Here is an 18,363-nt window from a genome sequence, read left to right as displayed (position 1 = left end):
CGCTCGGGATCAGAGGTCGGGGAAGTCGGTCGGCGCGAACTCTTCCTCTTCTTCGGTCGAATCTCCGCCGACGTCGATCTGCGTCCACGTCACGGGCATTCCCGGCGAGAACAGGATGTCGATGCCCGGCCCGGAACGCAGTGGAGGGATGTTGACGTATCCGCCGCCGGACCGGATGGCCTCGAGGATCTTCTCCCGCAGCTCGGTGACCGGATCGGGCAGGAAGTAGTCGCGCCCGTCGACGGTCAGCCGGTTCACCACAGTCATGTCCTGCTCCTTCTCAGCGGCGCGATCGCGGCCGCGTCGGGTCTAGTGCCGTGCGCTCTCATCGGGCTGAGGTTCAGGGACGAGCTCCAGGCCGGAGGCACTGTTCGCCTTCGCCATCAGGGCCTCGACCCACGCTCTGTTGAGCGTGGGCTCGCGTCCGCCGAAGAAGACGAACTGCAACGGGATCGCCTGGTGCAGCCAGATGGAGTTGCGTCCCATCCCACTGGACGAGTCGGAGTCCCAGGACAGGGAGAAGGCCTCGCCACGACGAAGCTTCGTGACGATCACGATCCGCAGATGGGCGAGCTCGCGGTCCTCGAAGTCGATCGACCACGTCGGCGCACCATAGATCAGCTTCCCCAACACAACCTCCGCTCATCGCAATTCTTGCACGCGGCGATCCTCGGGTCTCGGGGTCGCGATCGACCCGGCGGCGTGCTAGAGGCCGAGCTCGGCGGCGACGGAGAGGATGTGCGGGAGCGCCCGATCGATCATCGTCCCGGTCGCGGTCAGCGAGATGCGGAAGTGGTGCGGCTGGTCGAAGAGCGAGCCCGGCATGACGTAGACGCCCCGCTCCACCAGGGCGTCGCAGAACGCCTGCGCGTCTCCTCCGGGCGCCCTGCCCCAGAGATAGAACGTGCCCTCCGGGCGGGTGACCTCGATCCCGGCATCCGACAGCGCACCGTAGAGCCGGTCGCGCTTGCGGGTCAGCTCGGCCATGTCGAGCGAGAGCGTCTCGAGCGCGGGGACGGAGTACTGCATGACGGCGTCCGGGAAGCCCCAGCCGATCGCCAGTCCCAGCGGCATCAGGGCGGCGCGCAGCTCGGCCCGCTCCGGGGAGGGAACCTGCGGGGAGATCGCGAGGTAGCCGAGCCGCTGCCCCGGGGCCAGGAGCACCTTCCCGTAGCTGTAGTCGATGAGTGTCCAGGGATACGATCCGGCCGGGCTCGCGAACTCGACCCCGTCGAAGCGGATGCGCCGGTACGGCTCGTCCGACAGGATCCAGATGCGGCGCCCGTGGATGCGCGATGCCTCCTCCAGCACGGCGGCGAGCGCGTCCCAATCGCTCTTCGAGTAGACGCGCCCGGTCGGATTGGCGGGTGAGTTGACGATCACGATCCGGGTGCGCGAGGTGATGGCTCGGGCGATCGCATCGACGTCCAGGTCGAACGTGACGGGCTCGAGGGGCGCGCGCACGGCGACGAGGTTCGCCGCGATCAGCATCGGCTCGTAGCAGAACCAGCCCGGGACCGGGATGACGACCTCGTCGCCGGCATCCGCCAGCAGGGCGAAGGCGAGCGAGATCGCACCGAAGGCGCCCTGCGTCATCGCGATGTCATCGGGCTCGAACGGCAGTCCGAGTTCCTGCCCGAGCCCGGCTGCCACCACCTCCTGCGCGCTCCGCTCGCTCGTCTTGTACGCGAACCAGTCGACCGTTCGCGGCTCAAGCTGAGCCCGCATGGCCGTAGGAAGCCCGGGAAGAGCCATCTCGTGCGGGTTGCCGAAGGTGAAATCCAGAGCCTCCGGGTCATCGGCCAGCGCCTGGATCCGGGCAAGGAACGTCGTCACCGTGTCGACGGCCGCTTTCGCGCCGGATGCACGATCAGAGAGCACCATCGCCATCACCCCGTCCCCGCGCCGCGTCCGCGACGTCCACAGCTTCCCAAGCCCCGCCGCACCCGTCAACCACTCGTCGCATGACAGCTCCTACCGCCGCTTCGCCGTGACGATGAGGTACTCCCACGGCATGACGCCGTCCTGGAAGAACCGGTCGCCGAGGGCGGCCATGTCGGCGTCGAGCGCGGCGACCTTGTCCTCGTCGCCGGCGATGAAGCGGTAGACCGCGATCGTCGGGCCGTAGTGGGCCTTGAAGAAGTCACGGAACTCCGCGCCGGTGCCGAACCGGTCGACCTGCAGAGCCTGCTGGCGTGCGACGAACTCGTCGACGCGGTCGCCGAACAGCTTCCGGACGTGCTCGACGCTGCCCCACAGCGGGGCGGGTGAGGCACCGGGAGGGGGCGCCGGCGCGTAAGGCTTCATCGTCGCGAAGAGCTGTCCGATGAACCCGTCCGGGGTCCAGCTCAGAACTCCCATCGTCCCTCCGGGACGGCACACGCGGACGAGCTCGTCCGCAGCCAGTTCGTGATGTGGCGCGAACATCACGCCGATGCTCGACATGACGACGTCGAATGAGGCGTCGGCGAAGGGCAGGGCCTCGGCATCCACCGTCTGCCACGCCAGCTCGATCCCCTCCGCCCGGGCCCGTTCACGGCCGACCTCGAGGAGCTCGGGCGTGAGGTCCGTCGCGACGACCTCTGCGCCACGGCGGGCCGACGGGATCGCGGACGTCCCCGTGCCGGCGGCGACGTCGAGGACGCGCTGCCCGGCCTGGACGTCGACCGTCTCGACCAGGATCCGGCCGAGGGAGTGGACGACCTCGTCGACGACGGTGGGATAACTTCCGCTGGCCCACATCGCGGCGTGCTTCGCCTTGAGTGCGCGGTCTTCGTCGGTCGCCGTCACCGCGTGGGTGGTGCTGGAAAAGGATGACATCTGATTCCTCCTGTTGTAGGTGATGCCACCACGGTAGGAATCGGGCATCCGTCCTCGCATCGGCGCCGACGCGCAGATCGCACCCGTCGTCGCCGGCCGGATGGCGGCTGGCGCGTATGCGCTACGCGCCCGACAGCAGGCGTGCGACGGCGGCGGTCCGCGCGGTCCGACCGCTCAGCCCGAGCTTCGCGTAGGCGTTCTGCAGATGCCGCTCGACCGTCCGAACGGAGAGGAACAGGTCGGCCGCGATCGCCTCGTTGTCGTGCCCGGCGGCCGCGAGACGCAGGATGTCGAGCTCTCGCGCCGTGACCAGTGCGGCGACGTCGTCGGCGACGGCCGCGCGCTCCTGCTGCCGGTCGGGCTCCATGAACTCGGTCATCTCGTGCATGAACGCGGGCCATGCCGGCTCGTCGGCGAGGACGATGTGGTTGCTGCTGTCCAGCCCGACCAGCCGCGCACCGCGGATGCCGGCAGCGAGGTCGCGGGCATGGTGGAAGTCGTTCATCTGGTCGCCGCGACTGTGGATCACGAGCGTCGGAAGATTGAGTTCGGGCAGGCGCGCCGACGAGTCTGTGACCTGCCGCTGGGCACGGGAGACGACCGCCGTCTCGGTGTCGCAGGCTCGCTGCTGCAGGTCGTCGAGCCATCGCATCTGCTCCTCGGTTCCGCCGGGGATCATCATGCTGCTGAAGACGCGACGGAACTCCGACGTCGGGCGCGCCCAGCCGACCCTGATGAGCGCCTCGAACGCTGCGAGGAGCTCCAGCTCCTCGTCGGTCGCCGCGGCCTGGGCGCCGGCATAGCTCCCGTAGAACACGAGACGCGTGAGTCGTTCCGGATGCCGCGCGGCGTACTCGATCGCGACGGGACCGCCCTGTGCCATGGCCATGAGCGCGAACCGGTCGACACCCGCATCCTCGACGACCGCCTCCAGATCGCCCAGCCGGGCCTCCAGGCTGTGGTCGGTGACTCCCCGGTCGGAGAGGCCGTGCCCACGCTCGTCGTAGCGGATGACGGTGGCGATCTTCCCCAGTTCGACGAGATAGTGCCGCCAGACGGGGCTCTCCCAGTCGAACTGCAGGTGGCTCAGCCAGCAGGCGTCGATCAGCAGGGGCGGACCCGATCCGTGCACGGCATACGCGATTCCGACCCCGTCGGCCGAGCGCGCGAAGCGGATGTCCTGCACCGCATCCGCCCTCAGCGTCTCCACGCCGACATCATAGGAGCGCCGCGGGACCTTCACACCTGGCCCCGGTGCGCCGCGCGACTCCCCCGCGTCGATCAGCTGGAGCGGTCAGCCCAGCAGATCCGCCGTCGTGGGTCGTGAATCGCCTGCCGGACTGGTCGGAGGTGGCACTCGCAGGGCTCTTCGCCGCGTGCCAGGAGTCGTACGTGAGCACTCGGCGGCACGTGACTCCTGGGACGACGACAGCGGAGAGCCGACGACGCCGGCGGGCTAGAGCCCTTCGGCGATCGCCTTGATCGCGGCGAGGCGGCGGTCCCACTCGGCGCCGATGGCGTCGAGACGTCGCGCGGTGGCGCTCAGCTGCGCGCCGACGATGCGGTACTGCACCTCGCGGCCGACCCGCACCGGCTCGACGAGGCCGACCTCCTGCAGGACCGCGAGGTGCTTGGCGATCGCCTGGCGGCTGACCGGCAGGCGCCCGGCGAGGGCGGATGCCGAGGCATCCCCCTCACCGAGCGCCGCCAGGATGCTCCACCGGGTCTCGTCGCCGAGTGCGGCGAACACCGGAACCATCGCCTGTGTCGTCACGAGCCGCTCTCGAGCAGGGCGACGAGCTTGTCGAGCTCGCCGTTCCAGCCGTCGCGGTGATCGGCCAGGTTCGCCGCAGGATCGGACGTCGCCTCGAACCCCGTCTCGACGACCGTCAGCTCGGTTCCGTCCGCCACCTCGGCGAGCGTGAACGTGAAGACCGTCGAGTGCGTGTCGTCGAGTTCGTCGGGCACGATGCCGCTGGCATCGTCGTTGCTCCACCGGTAGGAGACCATCCGCTGCGCCTCGATCGCTTCCAGCCGCACGGGGATGGGCTTGCGATCGGGCCATGTGAGGGTGCCGCGCGCCCCGGCGTACGAGCCCTCGAAGGCCGCCTGCCCGAACCAGCGCGAGATCTGCTCGGGTTCGGTGACGGCAGCCCAGACCTTTGCGACCGGTGCCGAGATGCGGATGGTGCGTCGCACCGAGAATGCGGCGTCGTCGACAGCCGACGACGGGTTTGCTGTCATGCTCACGATCATCGTTCCTTTCGTCCTGGTTATGCAACCGGTACATTGCACAACATGTGCAACGTTATGGTTGCACACTACCCCTGGACATGCAACCAAAAAGTTGCATTAAAGGCATCACAACCGAGCGACGCCCATGCCGATGATGACCACGCCGATGAAGAAGAGGATCAGGCTCGTCAGGGTTCCGCCGTTGCGCGTGAGCCACTCGCGCGCGTCGATGAGCTTGGGCTCCATCCGCTTCGGCGCGACCAGCGTCGCGATGATCGGCACGGCCACGCTCGATGCTCCGATCACCGTGTAGACCGCGATCGCGACGATCGCATCGGTGGCAGAGGTGGCATCGGCGCGGATCGAGAGGCCCGCCGCGATCGCGAGCAGCAGGCCCTTCGGCCGGAGGTTCAGCACGAACGCCAGACCGAGCGCCTCCCACGGACCGAGCGACCGGTGCGCCTTGAGCGGGTCCGGCATGGCAGGCTCGGGATGATGCCGCGATCGGCGGAAGGCGAAGACCGACAGCACGACGATCACGACGCCGACGATCGTCTCGAGCACCGCGATCGCGACATCCGGCTGGCGATGGGTGCGGGCCGTGGGCACGGCCTGGGCGGCGAGCGTGAACATCGAGACCACGATGAGCATGCCCGCGGCCCACCCGATCAGGAAGGGCAGGCCCGCACGCGCGCGGTTAGGCGACAGCAGGATCAGGATGGTCGCCATGATCGGCACCGAGCTGATCGCGACCGCCACCGCGATCGGGATGATGTGGCCGATGGCCTCCACTCGCCACACTCCTCACGCGGGGTCCGGGGTGCTGAGCCGACGACTGCCAGGCGAAACGGCTGCGCGAACTCAGTCTGCCCGAACCGCGGTCCCCCGAAGAGGGTGATCCGTCGACGCGCGCTCGATCTCCTCACCGATGATGCGGGCGGCCTCGGGATAGCGGTCCGGGTCGCGACCCGAGTAGTTCAGGCGGATGTGCGGAGCGGATGCCTCGGCCGGGAACCACTCGGTTCCGTCGGCGATGATCACGCCGCGGCCCTCGCACGCGCGCACGATCCCCGCCGCATCGATGCCGTCGGGCAGTCGCAGCCACAGATTGAGCCCGCCCTGCGGCGTCAGCTCGAGGTGCGCGTCGGGAGCGTGTTCGCGCAGGCTCTCGACCAGGAGGTCGCGGCGAGCGCGCAGCAGCTCTCGCAGCGAGCGCAGATGGGTCCGCCAGGCGGACTGCGTGACGACATCGAGCGCTGCGGCCTGGAGGAGCCCGCTCACATACATCGACTCGGCGGCGCGATCCGCGAGGATGCGATCCCTGGCCGGCCCGCGTGCGGTGACAGCCGCCACCCGCAGCGCGGGCGAGACGCTCTTGGTGAGCGACCGGATGTAGATGACGTGGCCGTCGTCGTCGGCGGCGGCGATCGGATGCGGGTCGGCGTCGATCGCAAGGTCGTGCGCCCAGTCGTCCTCGATGAGGAAGGCGCCGTGACGGCGAGCGAGTTCGAGCACGTCGCGGCCGAGCTGCGTCGACCACTGCGCACCGGTGGGGTTGGCGAACGTCGGCTGGACGTAGAACGCGCGAGCGCCCGTCTGCTCGAAGGCGCGGGCGACGTCTTCGAGGTCCGGTCCGTTTGGGCCGCTCGCGACGGGGACGAGCGTGACGTCCGCCTGCGCGGCGGCCAGGATCGCGCCCCAGTACGTCGGCGACTCGATCAGCAGCGGCTGCCCCGGCCCGACGAGCGCGCGGAACAGCGAGCTCAGGCCGCTCTGGCTCCCCGACAGGATGAGCACGTCGCGAGCGGACGGCGGCGTGACGCCGGCGGGCGCCGCCCCGGCGAGCTCCGCGGCGAACCAGGCCTGCAGATCGGGCATCCCCGCCACCGGCGAGCGGGTGATCGCGGCATCCGTCCGGGCAGCGCGCGCGATCGCGGAGCGCACGAGGCGCTCCGGCAGCAGCTCCCGGTCGGGATAGCCCGCGTGCAGAGCGATCGCGTCGGGGGCAGTCGAGCGCTGCGCCGACGGCAGCCCGAGGAGCCGGGACGGCGGAGCGCCGAGCGCCGCGGTCTGCCAGGCGTAGTCCGCCGGCCGTGCGGTGCGGACGGCGCGGACGAACGTGCCGACCCCCGGCCGGCTCTCGATCAGCCCCAGCCCGGCGAGCACGCGCATCGCCTTCTGCACGGTCACGGGGCTCGCGCCGTACTCCGCTGTGAGTTCGCGGTTCGACGGCACCTGCGCGCCCGGCGGCGCGGTGGTGATCCATCGGCGCAGGCCTTCGACGATGCGATCAGTGCTATCGTTTCCCATGTCAGGACACAGTAGCGTTATCGTCGCGACGTCACCAGCGCTATCCATGCGCACCGGCCTGTGGTGGGGATTCCTGGGCGTCGTCGCCTTCTCGTTCACGGTCCCGTTCACCCGTGTGGCGCTCGGGGGGCTGTCTCCGCTGTTCATCGGCGCCGGGCGCGCCGTGGTCGCCGCCGCGCTGGCCGCCGCCGCATTGGCGCTGACGCGTCAGGCCCTGCCCGACCGCCGGCAGTGGGCCCGCTTGGCGATCGTGGCAGGCGGCGTCGTCGTCGGATTTCCGCTGCTCACGTCTTTCGCGCTGACGACCGCCTCGGCAACGCACGGGGCCGTTGTGATCGCACTCCTCCCCGCGGCGACGGCGGTGATCGCGGTCCTCCGCACGAAGGAGCGGCCCGCACGCGCGTTCTGGGTGTTCGCCGGACTCGGCGCCGCGGCAGCCGTCGCCTTCGCCGCGATCCACGGCGGCGGATTCGGCCGACTGCAGTGGTCGGACCTGCTCCTGTTCGGCGCGGTGCTCGCCGCCGCCATCGGCTACGCCGAAGGAGGGATGCTGTCGCGCGAGCTCGGTTCGTGGCAGACGGTGTCATGGGCGCTCGTGCTCGCGTCGCCCCTGATGATCGTCCTCACCACGGTCTCGGCGGTGCAGCAGCCGCCGACGGCGACGCCCGTCGAGTGGGGCGCATTCGCCTACCTCGGCGTCGTGAGCATGTTCCTGGGGTTCTTCGCCTGGTACCGCGGCCTGGCGATCGGCCCCATGGCGCGGGTGAGCCAGGTGCAGCTCGTGCAGCCCGTCATGACGATCCTCTGGGCGGCCCTGCTCCTCGGCGAACCGCTCACCTGGCCGACGGTCCTGGGCGGGACCGCGGTCATCCTCTGCGCCGGCCTCGCCGTGCGCACCCGCCTCGACCCGAAGGAGCCCCGCTGATGCGCCACACCCCCCGATACCTGATGACCGACCCGGCCGAGGTGAAGCGACTCATCCGCCACCACCCGTGGGCGACCTTCGTGTCGCCGACGTCGGCCGGGCTGGTCGCTTCGCACTACCCGGCGCTGCTCGAGGACGGCGAGGGCGACGACATCACGATCGCCACGCACTTCGGCCGCCCCGACGAGGTCGCCCATGAGATCGGCAGCCACGAGGTTCTCGTCATCGTCCAGGGCCCCCACGACTATGTGTCGCCCAGCTGGTACGCGCCGGGCGACCTCGTCCCGACGTGGAATCACGTCACGGCGCATCTGTACGGCGTGCCGGAGCTGCTGTCGGAGGACGAGAACTACGCGATGCTGACCCTGCTGACCGACCGCTTCGAGCACCATCGGCCCGACGGCCGGAGCCTGCGGGAGGACGAGGAGGGCACGCGCCGCATCGCGAAGGGCACCGTGGGGATCCGCATCCGGGTCAGTCGGTTCGACGCGCGCGCCAAGCTCAGCCAGAACAAGCCGGCCGAGGTGCGCGAGAACGTGATCGCACACCTCGAACGGCACAGCCCGGACCTCGCGGCCGCGATGCGTCGCGCGCCGGAGCTGACCGAACCCCGCTGACGTCGCAGGTCAGGCGATGCGAGTGCCGGGAGGGAGCTTCCGCGCAGGGGTGCGCGTGCGCGCCCACGCCCACCACAGGAGCCCCGCCGCGAGGGCGAGCTGAAGCGCGAGCCCCACGAACCAGCTCGGCGTGCTCTGCGCGACGATCTCCTCGGGGCTCCGCTGGTTCGCTCCCGGCTGCGGACTGCACTCGTCATAGGTCACATCGGCCTCTGGGGGCTGCTGCGCCATCCTCACGCCGGCCTTGATCTGCCCGAACATGTCGACCGGGTTGCCCTGGGCGTCGTACGCGGTGGGCGTCGCATCGGCGAGGATCACGAAGGGGTTCGCGGCCAGGATCCACCACACCCGGTCGAATCGCGCGACCTCGTTGGTGTACGTCGACCATTCGCCGCAGTCGAGAGTCACATCGTCGTCGCACGGGTACTCGTCGGACGGCTCCTCGCCCGGCATGCACGGGAACGTCTCGCCCTCGTACGCATCCCAGTCGAGCGAACGGTAATGGGTCACCTGCTCGGTGCGCATCGTCGCGCCGACCAGGCCGAACGCGATGAGCGTGCCGACCACGAGCGCCATGACCACCAGGTAGGTCGTCGCCACCGAGAACAGGGGCCGGGCGATGATGCCGCTCAGAGCGACGCCGATCGCGGCGATGACTCCGACCTCGATCACCAGGACGACGAGCGACACCGCGATCGTGGCGGGGTCCGCTCCCCCGGTCAGGGTCGCGGCGAGGAGGAACGGGACCGACACGGCGACGAAAGCGAGACCGGTCACCCACGCGGCGAGGAACTTTCCGAGGATGATCTCGCCGGTCGTGGCGAGCGTGACCTGCACCGGAGCGAGGGTCGCGGCATCCCGATCGCCGTTGACGGAGTTGCCGCTCAGCGTCGGCGACACCAGCACGATGAGCAGCAGCGTGATGTAGACGATCGTCGAGAAGATCGCCGACCCCTGCTGCTGGGGAATCCAGCTGTACGCGAGGAAGGAGAGCACCGTCACCAGAAGCAGGAGCAGCGCGAAGACGCCGAGCAGCACGTACCAGGCGACGCTGCGGGTGCGCTGCGTGAGCTCGAGGCGGACGATGGTTCCGAGCCGCTGGCCGCTCATGACGTAGCCTCCTCGTCGCTCGCCGCGCCCGCCGGCGGCGCCGGCGGCTCGGGTGCGGGTGCTTCCGGGGCGGGCGGGGCCTGCGGCGGCACGCCCCTGCCGAGGTCGAGGAACGTGCGCTCGAGGCTGCCCTGCGCGGCAGCGAACTCGGCCACGGGCAGACCTGCGGCGACGAGTTCGCGCAGCGCAGAGGCGGCGATCTCGTCGGAGCCGAACTCGACGACCACGTCGCGGCGGTCGATCGCGACAGCCGCCGCATCGATCCGCAGCGCGTCCGCGACCTGGCCGGCGGCGACGGATGCCTCGATCCCCGCCAGGCGCACCCGCCACCCACGGGCCCGCCTCGAGGCGGCCTCCACGCGGCCGGCGTCCACGGTCTCGCCCGCAACGAGGAACACAGCGTCGTCGACGACCTCTTCGAGCTCGGAGAGGATGTGACTCGACACGAGGACCGTGCGACCCTCGGCGGCGAACCGCCGCAGCAGCACCCGGAGGTCGATGCGCGCCTGCGGATCGAGGCCCGAGGCGGGCTCGTCGAGCAGGAGCACGCGAGGGTCGTGCACGAGGGCGCGCGCGAGGCCGAGCCGCTGCTTCTGGCCGCGCGAGAGCACCTTCGCGGGAGCGTCGGCGAGCGCCGTGAGCCCCACCTCGGCCAGCAGCGCCTCCGCCCTGGCCGCGGCGGCGGGCTTCGGCATCCCGTACAGCCGCGCCGTCACGATCAGGGTCTCCCGCGACGAGAGCGAACCCCACGCACCGAGCGCGTCGGGCATCCACCCGATGAGCGCGCGGGCGGCGTGCGGCTCGGTCACGGGATCGACGCCGCCGATGCGGATGGTGCCCGCATCGGGCGCGAGGAGCGAGGCGAGCATGAGCAGGAGGGTCGTCTTGCCTGAGCCGTTGGGTCCGACGAGTCCGGTCACGCGCCCTGCGTGCGCTTCGAGCGACACGCTGTGCACCGCCTGGATCTCACCGAACGCGCGACGGACTCCTTCGACGACGATGCCGGGGGAGGTCACGGACCTCACCCTAGCCAGCCGCGCCCGCCCCGCCTCAGGATCGGAAGAACGCCACGCCGAGATCGGGGTGGTCGACGAAGACGCCGTCGACCCCGGCATCCCGGATCACCGCCCACTCCGACTCCCAGTCGCCGAACGCCGCCGCTCCGCCCTTGCCCCGGAACTGCCCGATCAGGAAGTTGTTCTCCGGCCGGCACGTCCAGGTGTAGACGCGCAGTCCGCGCTCGTGCGCGTCGGCGACGACCCGCGACGGCCCGGTGAGGCGCCCGAGCTTGTCGGGGGCGAGGATCATGCGCTTGTCGACGCTGATGCCGTCGACGCGGCCGGCGAGGGCGTCGAGCCCGGCCGGCGCCGCGGTCGCCCGGTAGGTCGGAGCCGCCTTGCCCTGCGCCGCGAAAAGGTCGAACGGGCGACCGGCGGCCTCGAGAAGATAGATGTACGCCGCCGGGATGCCGCGTTCCTGCAGCGCATGGAGCACCGTCGACTCGAACGATTCGATCGTCAGCGGCAGCCGGCCTTCGGCCCATCCGGCCTCGTGGAGCTCGGCGTCGATGAGGGCGGCGATGTCCCACCCGATCGAGGCGAAGTAGGTGGCGTGCTTGATCTCGAGCACCACGCCGATCTCGCGGCCCTGCGCGAGCGACCCCTCACGCACCAGGTCGAGCACGTCGCGGAGGCGCAGGACAGGCTGTGCGTCGTCGAAGCTCGCGCTCGTCGTGCGCAGGTGCGGGAGGCGCTCGCGGCAGCGAAGCGTCGAGAGCTCGTCCCACGTGAAGTCCTCGGTGAACCAGCCCGTCAGCTCGGCGCCGTCCACCGTCTTCGTCGTCCGGCGGCCCCTGAACTCGATGCGGTCGGCGACATCGGTGGTACCTGAGATCTCGTTCTCGTGCCGGACGACGAGCACCCCGTCGGCCGACACCACGATGTCGGGCTCCACTGCGTCGACCCCCAGCTCGAGCGCCAGGTCGTACGACGATCGCGAATGCTCGGGCCGGTACCCCGGCGCTCCGCGATGGCCGATCACGAGCGGATTCCGGCGGGGCATCGTCTCAGGCTACCGGCGCCTCATGAACGTTCGACGAGGGCCCATGGCGCTCAAAGCCCACTCCCAGCCGCGGCCTGCCGCGGAACCCACGGCGTCGGATATCGTTGATCAACAGCACATGCTGTTCAACCCCGACTTGGAGTGTGAGAGCAGTGGCCCTCGACAACCCCGCGTTCAGCAACCCGGCCTTCCAGGACCCGAAGGCCGTCAAGACCTACCCGGGCGGACGCCAGGCTGCCGGCCTGACGCCCCCGGCGGCGCAGACCCAGTTCGCGACCGCGCAGCACGCCGGAACGGATGCCGCGGCCCAGGCGCAGCTCGAGGGCATGTACGCCGCCCCGGCTGCCGGTGCCATCGAGACCGACCGCATGTCGGTCGAAGACACGGTGTGGAAGACCGTCGGCCTGTTCGCGGTGCTGCTCGTCGGCGCGGTCGCCGGATGGATCTGGACCATGGCGCCCGTCGCCGAGACCGGCATGCCGACGATCATGCCGTGGATCATCGGCGGCCTCGTCGGCTTCGTCCTCTCGCTCGTCGTCATCTTCACCTCGCGCAAGAAGATCCGTCCCGCGCTGATCTTCGCGTACGCCGCCGCGGAGGGCCTCTTCGTCGGAGGCATTTCGGCCTTCTTCGAGATTCAGTGGGAAGGCATCGTCCTGCAGGCGACGCTCGCGACCCTGTCGGTCGTGGGAGTCACCCTCGCCCTCTTCGCCAGCGGCAAGGTCCGCGCGTCGAAGAAGGCCACCAAGATCTTCATGATCGCGATGGTCGGCTACCTGGTCTTCTCGCTCCTGAACCTCGTCCTCATGTGGACGGGCGTCGCCCCCAACGCCTTCGGCCTTCTGAGCGAGACCTTCATGGGCATCCCTCTCGGCCTCATCATCGGCGTCCTCGTCGTGATCATGGCGGCGTACTCGCTCGTGCTCGACTTCGACTCGATCCAGCAGGGTGTGCGCAACGGCGCTCCGCGCCAGTACGGCTGGCTCGGCGGCTTCGGCATCATGGTGACCGTCGTCTGGCTCTACATCGAGATCCTGCGAATCATCGCGATCGTCCGCGGCAGCAACTAGCTCCCGCGCTCAGCGCTCGAACGGCCGTCCGGTTCTCCGGGCGGCCGTTCTGCTCTGAGCGGAAGCGGTCGAGCGCCGAGGCATCCGCGTTCTATCGTGACCGCATGGCCGAGATCATCCCGCTTCCGACGAAGGCCGCGCGGCCCGCGCCGCGCTCTCCCCGCGAACCCGAGCCGCTGTGGCGCGATGCGCTCGGCGACCGGCTGCGCCGGCTGCGCCACGAGCGGGGCGAGCGCCTCGCCGACACCGCCGAACGCGCCGGCGTCTCGCCCCAGTACCTCTCCGAGATCGAGCGCGGGCTCAAGGAGCCTTCGAGCGAGATGATCGCCGCCGTCGCGGGCGCGCTCGAGGTGACGCTGGTCGAGCTCACCGCGGCCGTGGTCGACGACCTGCGGTCGCACGCCGCCGAGCGCGCCGTCGTGGGCGTCCGCGCGGCCTACTCGCTGGCCGCCTGACCCCGGGCGGTTTGTGTGGAGTACGTGCTGCTCCAAGCCGTACTAGACCGTCGTCTTCTCCACACAAACCGAGGTGGGTGGAGGCGAGGGTGGCCTGGCCCGCGTCGGCGGGGCTCGCTAGCGTGGGGCGGGTGAGCCCTGCGCGCAAAGAGGAGATCCTCGAGATCGACGGGCACGACGTGCGGGTCTCGAGCCCCGACAAGGTCGTGTTCCCCGACCCGGGGCTCACCAAGCTCGACGTCGTGAGGTACTACCTCGCCGTCGCCGAAGGAGCGCTGCGCGGCGCCGGCGGCAGGCCGATGGTGCTCAAGCGCTTCGTGAAGGGCATCGACCAGGAGGCGTTCTTCCAGAAGCGCGTGCCCGAGAACCACCCGGACTTCATCGACACCGCGGTCCTGCAGTACGCCCGGGGCACGTCGGCCGAGGAGGCGGTGATCCGGGATGCCGCGGGCCTCGCGTGGGTCGTCAACCTCGGGTGTCTCGACCTCAACCCCCATCCGATCCGCGCCGAAGACCTCGACCACCCCGACGAGCTGCGGATCGACCTCGACCCGATGCCCGGCGTCGACTGGTCGCAGCTCGTCGACGTCGCGATGGTCGCGCGCGAGGTGCTCGACGACGTCGGGCTCGTCGGCTGGCCGAAGACGAGCGGATCGCGGGGCCTCCACATCCTCGTCCGCATCGCGCCGTCGTGGGACTACAAGCAGCTCCGGCTGGCCGCCGAGACGCTGGCCCGAGAGGTCGAGAACCGGGCACCCGGTCTCGCGACGGCTCGCTGGTGGAAGGAGGAGCGCGGAGAGAGCGTGTTCGTCGACTTCAACCAGAACGCGAAGGACCGGACCGTGGCATCCGCCTATTCGATCCGTCCGCTGCCCGACGCGCGGGTGTCGACCCCGATGGACTGGGACGAGGTCGCCGTGCGACGCCCCGAGGAGTTCACCGTGACGACGGTGCTCGAGCGCTTCGCCGCGATCGGCGATCCCCACCGGGGGATCGACGACGCCGTCGGTTCGCTCGAGGGACTCCTCGCCCTGGCGACCGAGCTCGGCCCGGCAGAGAAGCCGCCGCGGGCAGGAGGCGCCGACGGCCGACGTCAGTCGACGATGCCCCTCATCGAGATCGCCCGGACCAAGACCAAGCCCGAGGCGCTCGAAGCGCTCGAGGAGTGGAAGGCGAAGCATCCCGCCGTCGTTTCTCAGCTCCACCCCGCCGACGTGCTCGTCGACGGGATGCGCGGTTCGAGCTCGCTGTGGTACCGCGTGCGGGTGAACCTGCAGCACGTGGCCGACGGCGAGCGCCCGCCGCAGGAGGAGCTCATCGCCGACTACGACCCCTGGGCCGGAAAGGTGTGGCCCGGCGCCGCCCCCGGCTGATCGTCAGCGCCCCGGACTCGCCAGTGCGACCTCGAGGCGCTCGAGGCCGTACTCGAACGCCTCGTCGACGTCGCCCCCGAGCTGGAACGCGCCGGCGAGCTCCATGTTGACGAAGCCGGTCGCCCATGCCGTCAGCAAGCGTGCGGCGTCGAGCGCGTGCTCCGCGCCGACCGCGTCGCGTGCGGCGGTCAGCACCGGTTCGCTCGCCCGCCGGAGGGCATCGGCGCTCCCCGACATCGCGTACATCAGCCGGAAGCCCTCGGGGTGATCATGGGCGAACGACCGGTAGCCGCGGGCGAGCCCGACGAGCGAGCCATCGGATGCCGCGAGCCGGGCGCCGAGGTCGTCGACGGTCGCCTCGACCACGAGCTGCAGGAGAGCGTCGCGGTCGCGCACACGCTTGTAGAGCGAGGGGGCGCGCACCCCGACCCGATCGGCGACGGCCTGCATCGTGACCTTGGCCGCGCCGCCGAGTTCGAGCACATCGCGCCCGGCGTCGACGATGGCGGCGAGCGACGTGCGGTCGGGTGTCGGCATGACGTCCTCCTGCGATGGCTATTGACATAAGCTATCATAGCTACGTACCATAGCCAGCACAACCACTCTCTCCTCGGAGGCACCTATGCGACTCGGACCGAACCTGCACCGCATCGGCAACGACATCGTCGCCGCGTATCTGGTCGTGACGCCCGACGGCATCACGGTCGTCGACGCCGGCCTCCCCGGGCACTGGAACGACCTCACCGAGGAGCTCACGTCGATCGATCGATCGGTCGACGACATCCGCGGCGTCGTGCTCACGCACGGAGACAGCGACCACGTCGGCTTCGCGGAGCGGCTGCGACGCGACCACGGCGTGCCGGTCTATGTGCACGCCGCCGACGCCGACCGGGCGAAGGGCGGCGACAAGCCGAAGACGCCGATGGGCCCGATGCGCCTCGGCGCCACCCTTGGCTTCTTCACCTACGCGCTCCGCAAGAAGGGCTTCCGCACGGAGTACCTCACCGAGGTGGTCGAGGTCGCCGACGGCGATGTGCTCGATCTGCCCGGCGCACCGCGCGTCATCGGCCTTCCGGGCCACTCCCCCGGCAGCATCGCCGTCCACGTCCCGCTCGCCGAGGCGGTGTTCGTCGGCGACGCCCTCACGACGCGCCACGTGTTGACCGGTCACGCCGGCATGCAGCCGGCGCCGTTCACCGACGAGCCCGACCTCGCGCTCCAGTCGCTCGACCGGCTCGCCGCCGTCGACGCACTGTGGGTGCTGCCCGGCCACGGGACGCCGTGGCAGGGTTCGCCCGCCGACGTCGCGGCGGCCGTCCGCGCCGGCGCCCGAACCTGACCCCGCCGCGCGCGAGCGTGCCACAACTCCTCCCAACTCGGTGCGCCCCGCTGCGTGCGTGCACCTCGCGCCGCACGTGAGCGTGCACCTCGCCGCGCGTGAGCGTGCCACAACTCCCCCCTGCGTGCGTCCCCTCGCGCTTGCGCGCGCGCCTCGCCGCACGTGAGCGTGCCAGAACTCCTCTCCTCGGGTGCACTGTGCTCGCTGATCCCCGGATTCACGACGACGACCTCGCCCTCAGGCCCGAGCCGGGAGGAGTTGTGGCCGGGCCGGGCCGAGCCAGCCGGGAGGAGTTGTGGCCCGCCGGGCGGGGCCGGGCCGGGAGGAGTTGTGGCCCGCCGGGCCGGGCCGGGAGGAGTTGTGCACGGCCGCCAGGGCCAGGAGGATTTGTGGCCCGCCGAGCCGGCCCGGGCTGGGCTGGGCAGAGCCGGGCTGGGCAGGGCGGGGCTGGGCGGGGCTGGGCCGGGCCGGGCATCCCGCTCAGCGCTCGGCGAGCACCCGGTCCGCCAGGCCGTAGGCCACGGCATCCGATGCGGTGAACACACGATCGCGATCGGTGTCGGCTCGCAGCTGTGAGGCATCCTTCCCGGTGTGGCGGGCCAGGATCGCCTCGACGTCCCCGCGCACGCGCACGAGCTCATCGGCCTGCAGGATCAGGTCGGGGATCGCGCCTCTCCCCTGCCCGGCGGGCTGATGCAGCACGACGCGGGCGTGGGGCAGCACGGCGCGCTTGCCCGCGGCGCCGGCTGCCAGCATCACCGCGCCGACGCCGATGGCCTGCCCGACGACGGTGGTGGCGACATCCGGCCGCACGTGCTGCATCGTGTCGTAGACCGCCAGCATCGCCGCGGGGTCTCCGCCCTCGCAGTTGATGTAGAGCTGGATGTCGCGATCGGGGTTGTCGGCATCGAGGTGCAGCAGCTGCGCGATGAGCGCGTTCGCGACCCCGGCGTCGATGCCCGTCCCGAGGTAGACGACGCGTTCGGTGAGCAGGTGCGAGTAGACGTCCATCACGCGGTCGCCGCGCGGATGCTGCGCCACGACGTTCGGGATCGTGTACGAGGTCACGCCGCCACCGCCCCGGACCCGACGGGCGCACCCGGACCGAGACCGGCCGGCCGCCGTCGTCGCGGCACGACCTGCGCGAAGTCGTCGACGATGCCGTCGATGAATCCGTAGTCGAGCGCCTCGGCCGCGGTGTACCAGCGGTCGTGGAGCGAGTCCTCGAAGATCCGGTCGAGCGGCTGACCCGTGTCGGATGCGATGATCCCGAGCACGGTGTCGCGCATGTGCCGGAGATCGCCGGCCTGCACCTCGACCTCGACCGTCGAGCCGCCGATTCCCGCCGAGCCCTGGTGCATGAGGATCCGGGCATGCGGAAGCGCGCGGCGTTTGCCGGGCGTGCCTGCCGACAGGAGGAACTGGCCCGCGCTGCATGCGAGGCCGAGCGCCACCGTGGCGATGTCGTTGGGGATGAGGCGCATCACGTCGCGGATCGCGAGCATCGACGGCACCGAGCCGCCGGGCGAGTGGATCCAGAGGGAGATGTCGGATGCCTCGTCCTCCGCCGCGAGCGCGAGCAGCTGCGTCGCGAGGAGGGTGCCGTTGTCGTCGTCGAGCGGACCGTCGAGCACGAGCACGCGCTGATGGAACAGCTCGCGTCGGGCGTCAGCGCCGAACATCGGGATCTTGCCTTCTTCTGCCATGCCCTCAGCCTGCGCGCCTCGGAGGGCGGGGGCACCCGGATCCGCCGTCGGCGGCTCCGCCCACGGCAGAGCGGATCCGGGTGAAAGCGGCGGGATGGATCGCGGAGATCGGGGCCCGGCACGCGCCGACACGGCGATACGTCCCCGCCGCTTCACGCCGGGCCACGCCGGCCACGTCGCGCCGCGCCGCGCCGGGCCAGGCCGGCCACGCCGGGCCGAGCCACGCCGGGCAGGGCCACGCCGGTCCACGCCGACCGCGCCGCGCCGGTCCACGCCTGGCCTGCCACGCCGGGCCGGGCCACGCCTGGCCGGGCACGCCGGGCCGAGCCACGCCGGTCCACG

Annotated in this window: 21 protein-coding genes; 6 read left to right on the top strand and 15 right to left on the bottom strand. The window is 70.8% G+C overall.

The annotated features are described in order from the left end of the window. Window positions 1-9 precede the first annotated feature (9 nt). The 9 genes from EER34_RS09380 to EER34_RS09340 form a co-directional block, all read right to left on the bottom strand. On the bottom strand, window positions 10-267 hold the full coding sequence (locus EER34_RS09380) for a hypothetical protein (RefSeq protein ID WP_127474193.1): 258 nt from the start codon (window positions 265-267) through the stop codon (window positions 10-12). Between the two features lie 42 nt (window positions 268-309). Continuing rightward, on the bottom strand, window positions 310-630 hold the full coding sequence (locus tag EER34_RS09375; protein WP_127474192.1) for a DUF7882 family protein: 321 nt from the start codon (window positions 628-630) through the stop codon (window positions 310-312). Window positions 631-705: 75 nt separating this feature from the next. Beyond that, the gene (locus EER34_RS09370) at window positions 706-1,884 is read right to left on the bottom strand and encodes an aminotransferase class I/II-fold pyridoxal phosphate-dependent enzyme (protein ID WP_205791453.1); all 1,179 of its coding nucleotides are present in this window, start codon (window positions 1,882-1,884) and stop codon (window positions 706-708) included. A 90-nt stretch (window positions 1,885-1,974) separates the two neighbouring features. After that, the gene (locus tag EER34_RS09365; protein WP_127474190.1) at window positions 1,975-2,820 is read right to left on the bottom strand and encodes a class I SAM-dependent methyltransferase; all 846 of its coding nucleotides are present in this window, start codon (window positions 2,818-2,820) and stop codon (window positions 1,975-1,977) included. A gap of 121 nt (window positions 2,821-2,941) precedes the next feature. Then, on the bottom strand, window positions 2,942-4,030 hold the full coding sequence (locus EER34_RS09360) for an alpha/beta fold hydrolase (protein WP_240642206.1): 1,089 nt from the start codon (window positions 4,028-4,030) through the stop codon (window positions 2,942-2,944). A gap of 246 nt (window positions 4,031-4,276) precedes the next feature. Continuing rightward, a complete protein-coding gene (locus EER34_RS09355) occupies window positions 4,277-4,594 on the bottom strand; it encodes an ArsR/SmtB family transcription factor (protein ID WP_240642204.1) in 318 nt (105 codons plus the stop codon). After that, window positions 4,591-5,064: an SRPBCC domain-containing protein gene (locus tag EER34_RS09350; RefSeq protein WP_240642253.1), complete on the bottom strand. Its 474-nt coding sequence runs from the start codon at window positions 5,062-5,064 to the stop codon at window positions 4,591-4,593. Before EER34_RS09350 ends, EER34_RS09355 begins: the two co-directional genes overlap by 4 nt. A gap of 117 nt (window positions 5,065-5,181) precedes the next feature. Continuing rightward, a complete protein-coding gene (locus tag EER34_RS09345) occupies window positions 5,182-5,847 on the bottom strand; it encodes a GAP family protein (protein ID WP_127474187.1) in 666 nt (221 codons plus the stop codon). Window positions 5,848-5,916: 69 nt separating this feature from the next. Beyond that, a complete protein-coding gene (locus tag EER34_RS09340; RefSeq protein WP_127474186.1) occupies window positions 5,917-7,365 on the bottom strand; it encodes an aminotransferase-like domain-containing protein in 1,449 nt (482 codons plus the stop codon). On the opposite strand from EER34_RS09340, the gene EER34_RS09335 reads away from it, so the two are divergent. Both EER34_RS09335 and EER34_RS09330 read left to right on the top strand, forming a co-directional pair. Then, entirely contained in the window at window positions 7,364-8,290 is a 927-nt protein-coding gene (locus EER34_RS09335) for a DMT family transporter (RefSeq protein WP_205791445.1), read from the top strand. The genes EER34_RS09340 and EER34_RS09335 overlap by 2 nt on opposite strands. After that, window positions 8,290-8,907 carry an FMN-binding negative transcriptional regulator gene (locus tag EER34_RS09330; protein WP_127474184.1) on the top strand — a complete coding sequence of 206 codons (618 nt, stop codon included), beginning with the start codon at window positions 8,290-8,292 and terminating at the stop codon, window positions 8,905-8,907. Before EER34_RS09335 ends, EER34_RS09330 begins: the two co-directional genes overlap by 1 nt. Window positions 8,908-8,916: 9 nt before the next feature. On the opposite strand, the gene EER34_RS09325 is transcribed toward EER34_RS09330, so the two are convergent. The 3 genes from EER34_RS09325 to EER34_RS09315 are packed head-to-tail and all read right to left on the bottom strand — an operon-like array spanning window position 8,917 to window position 12,078. Next, on the bottom strand, window positions 8,917-10,017 hold the full coding sequence (locus EER34_RS09325) for an ABC transporter permease (RefSeq protein WP_127474183.1): 1,101 nt from the start codon (window positions 10,015-10,017) through the stop codon (window positions 8,917-8,919). After that, window positions 10,014-11,033, bottom strand: coding sequence for an ABC transporter ATP-binding protein (locus tag EER34_RS09320; protein WP_127474182.1), 1,020 nt, complete (start codon window positions 11,031-11,033; stop codon window positions 10,014-10,016). The genes EER34_RS09325 and EER34_RS09320 overlap by 4 nt, the downstream gene beginning before the upstream one ends. A gap of 34 nt (window positions 11,034-11,067) precedes the next feature. Next, complete coding sequence (locus EER34_RS09315) at window positions 11,068-12,078, bottom strand: glycerophosphodiester phosphodiesterase family protein (RefSeq protein ID WP_127474181.1); 1,011 nt, start codon at window positions 12,076-12,078, stop codon at window positions 11,068-11,070. Window positions 12,079-12,230: 152 nt separating this feature from the next. Between EER34_RS09315 and EER34_RS09310 the strand changes: the two genes are divergently transcribed. The 3 genes from EER34_RS09310 (at window position 12,231) to ligD (ending at window position 14,976) form a co-directional block, all read left to right on the top strand. Next, window positions 12,231-13,148, top strand: coding sequence for a Bax inhibitor-1/YccA family protein (locus EER34_RS09310; RefSeq protein ID WP_127474366.1), 918 nt, complete (start codon window positions 12,231-12,233; stop codon window positions 13,146-13,148). Window positions 13,149-13,252: 104 nt separating this feature from the next. Then, the gene (locus EER34_RS09305) at window positions 13,253-13,603 is read left to right on the top strand and encodes a helix-turn-helix domain-containing protein (protein ID WP_127474180.1); all 351 of its coding nucleotides are present in this window, start codon (window positions 13,253-13,255) and stop codon (window positions 13,601-13,603) included. Window positions 13,604-13,734: 131 nt separating this feature from the next. Next, complete coding sequence (gene ligD / locus EER34_RS09300) at window positions 13,735-14,976, top strand: non-homologous end-joining DNA ligase (protein WP_127474179.1); 1,242 nt, start codon at window positions 13,735-13,737, stop codon at window positions 14,974-14,976. Window positions 14,977-14,979: 3 nt separating this feature from the next. Here ligD and EER34_RS09295 read toward each other — a convergent pair whose 3' ends face one another. Then, a complete protein-coding gene (locus tag EER34_RS09295; protein ID WP_127474178.1) occupies window positions 14,980-15,513 on the bottom strand; it encodes a TetR/AcrR family transcriptional regulator in 534 nt (177 codons plus the stop codon). An 85-nt stretch (window positions 15,514-15,598) separates the two neighbouring features. Between EER34_RS09295 and EER34_RS09290 the strand changes: the two genes are divergently transcribed. Then, window positions 15,599-16,315, top strand: a complete 717-nt coding sequence (locus EER34_RS09290; protein WP_127474177.1) for an MBL fold metallo-hydrolase — start codon at window positions 15,599-15,601, stop codon at window positions 16,313-16,315. A 480-nt stretch (window positions 16,316-16,795) separates the two neighbouring features. Here the strand turns inward: EER34_RS09290 and EER34_RS09285 are convergent, their stop codons facing one another. Beyond that, entirely contained in the window at window positions 16,796-17,383 is a 588-nt protein-coding gene (locus EER34_RS09285) for a ClpP family protease (protein WP_127474176.1), read from the bottom strand. Further along, window positions 17,380-18,021 carry a ClpP family protease gene (locus EER34_RS09280; protein ID WP_127474175.1) on the bottom strand — a complete coding sequence of 214 codons (642 nt, stop codon included), beginning with the start codon at window positions 18,019-18,021 and terminating at the stop codon, window positions 17,380-17,382. The genes EER34_RS09285 and EER34_RS09280 overlap by 4 nt, the downstream gene beginning before the upstream one ends. Between the last annotated feature and the right edge of the window lie 342 nt (window positions 18,022-18,363).

Origin of the sequence: Microbacterium sulfonylureivorans (assembly GCF_003999995.1) — a bacterium.
Lineage (GTDB): Bacteria > Actinomycetota > Actinomycetes > Actinomycetales > Microbacteriaceae > Microbacterium > Microbacterium sulfonylureivorans.
This window is presented reverse-complemented; position numbering and strand designations above follow the sequence as displayed.

Excerpts from the sequence above, each read along its gene's own strand:
- EER34_RS09380 (WP_127474193.1), bottom strand. The coding sequence starts at position 267 with ATGACTGTGGTGAACCGGCTGACCGTCGACGGGCGCGACTACTTCCTG.
- EER34_RS09370 (WP_205791453.1), bottom strand. The coding sequence starts at position 1,884 with ATGGTGCTCTCTGATCGTGCATCCGGCGCGAAAGCGGCCGTCGACACG.
- EER34_RS09365 (WP_127474190.1), bottom strand. The coding sequence starts at position 2,820 with ATGTCATCCTTTTCCAGCACCACCCACGCGGTGACGGCGACCGACGAA.
- EER34_RS09350 (WP_240642253.1), bottom strand. The coding sequence starts at position 5,064 with ATGACAGCAAACCCGTCGTCGGCTGTCGACGACGCCGCATTCTCGGTG.
- EER34_RS09335 (WP_205791445.1), top strand. The coding sequence starts at position 7,364 with ATGTCAGGACACAGTAGCGTTATCGTCGCGACGTCACCAGCGCTATCC.
- EER34_RS09340 (WP_127474186.1), bottom strand. The coding sequence starts at position 7,365 with ATGGGAAACGATAGCACTGATCGCATCGTCGAAGGCCTGCGCCGATGG.
- EER34_RS09330 (WP_127474184.1), top strand. The coding sequence starts at position 8,290 with ATGCGCCACACCCCCCGATACCTGATGACCGACCCGGCCGAGGTGAAG.
- EER34_RS09325 (WP_127474183.1), bottom strand. The coding sequence starts at position 10,017 with ATGAGCGGCCAGCGGCTCGGAACCATCGTCCGCCTCGAGCTCACGCAG.
- EER34_RS09315 (WP_127474181.1), bottom strand. The coding sequence starts at position 12,078 with ATGCCCCGCCGGAATCCGCTCGTGATCGGCCATCGCGGAGCGCCGGGG.
- EER34_RS09305 (WP_127474180.1), top strand. The coding sequence starts at position 13,253 with ATGGCCGAGATCATCCCGCTTCCGACGAAGGCCGCGCGGCCCGCGCCG.
- EER34_RS09295 (WP_127474178.1), bottom strand. The coding sequence starts at position 15,513 with ATGCCGACACCCGACCGCACGTCGCTCGCCGCCATCGTCGACGCCGGG.
- EER34_RS09290 (WP_127474177.1), top strand. The coding sequence starts at position 15,599 with ATGCGACTCGGACCGAACCTGCACCGCATCGGCAACGACATCGTCGCC.
- EER34_RS09280 (WP_127474175.1), bottom strand. The coding sequence starts at position 18,021 with ATGGCAGAAGAAGGCAAGATCCCGATGTTCGGCGCTGACGCCCGACGC.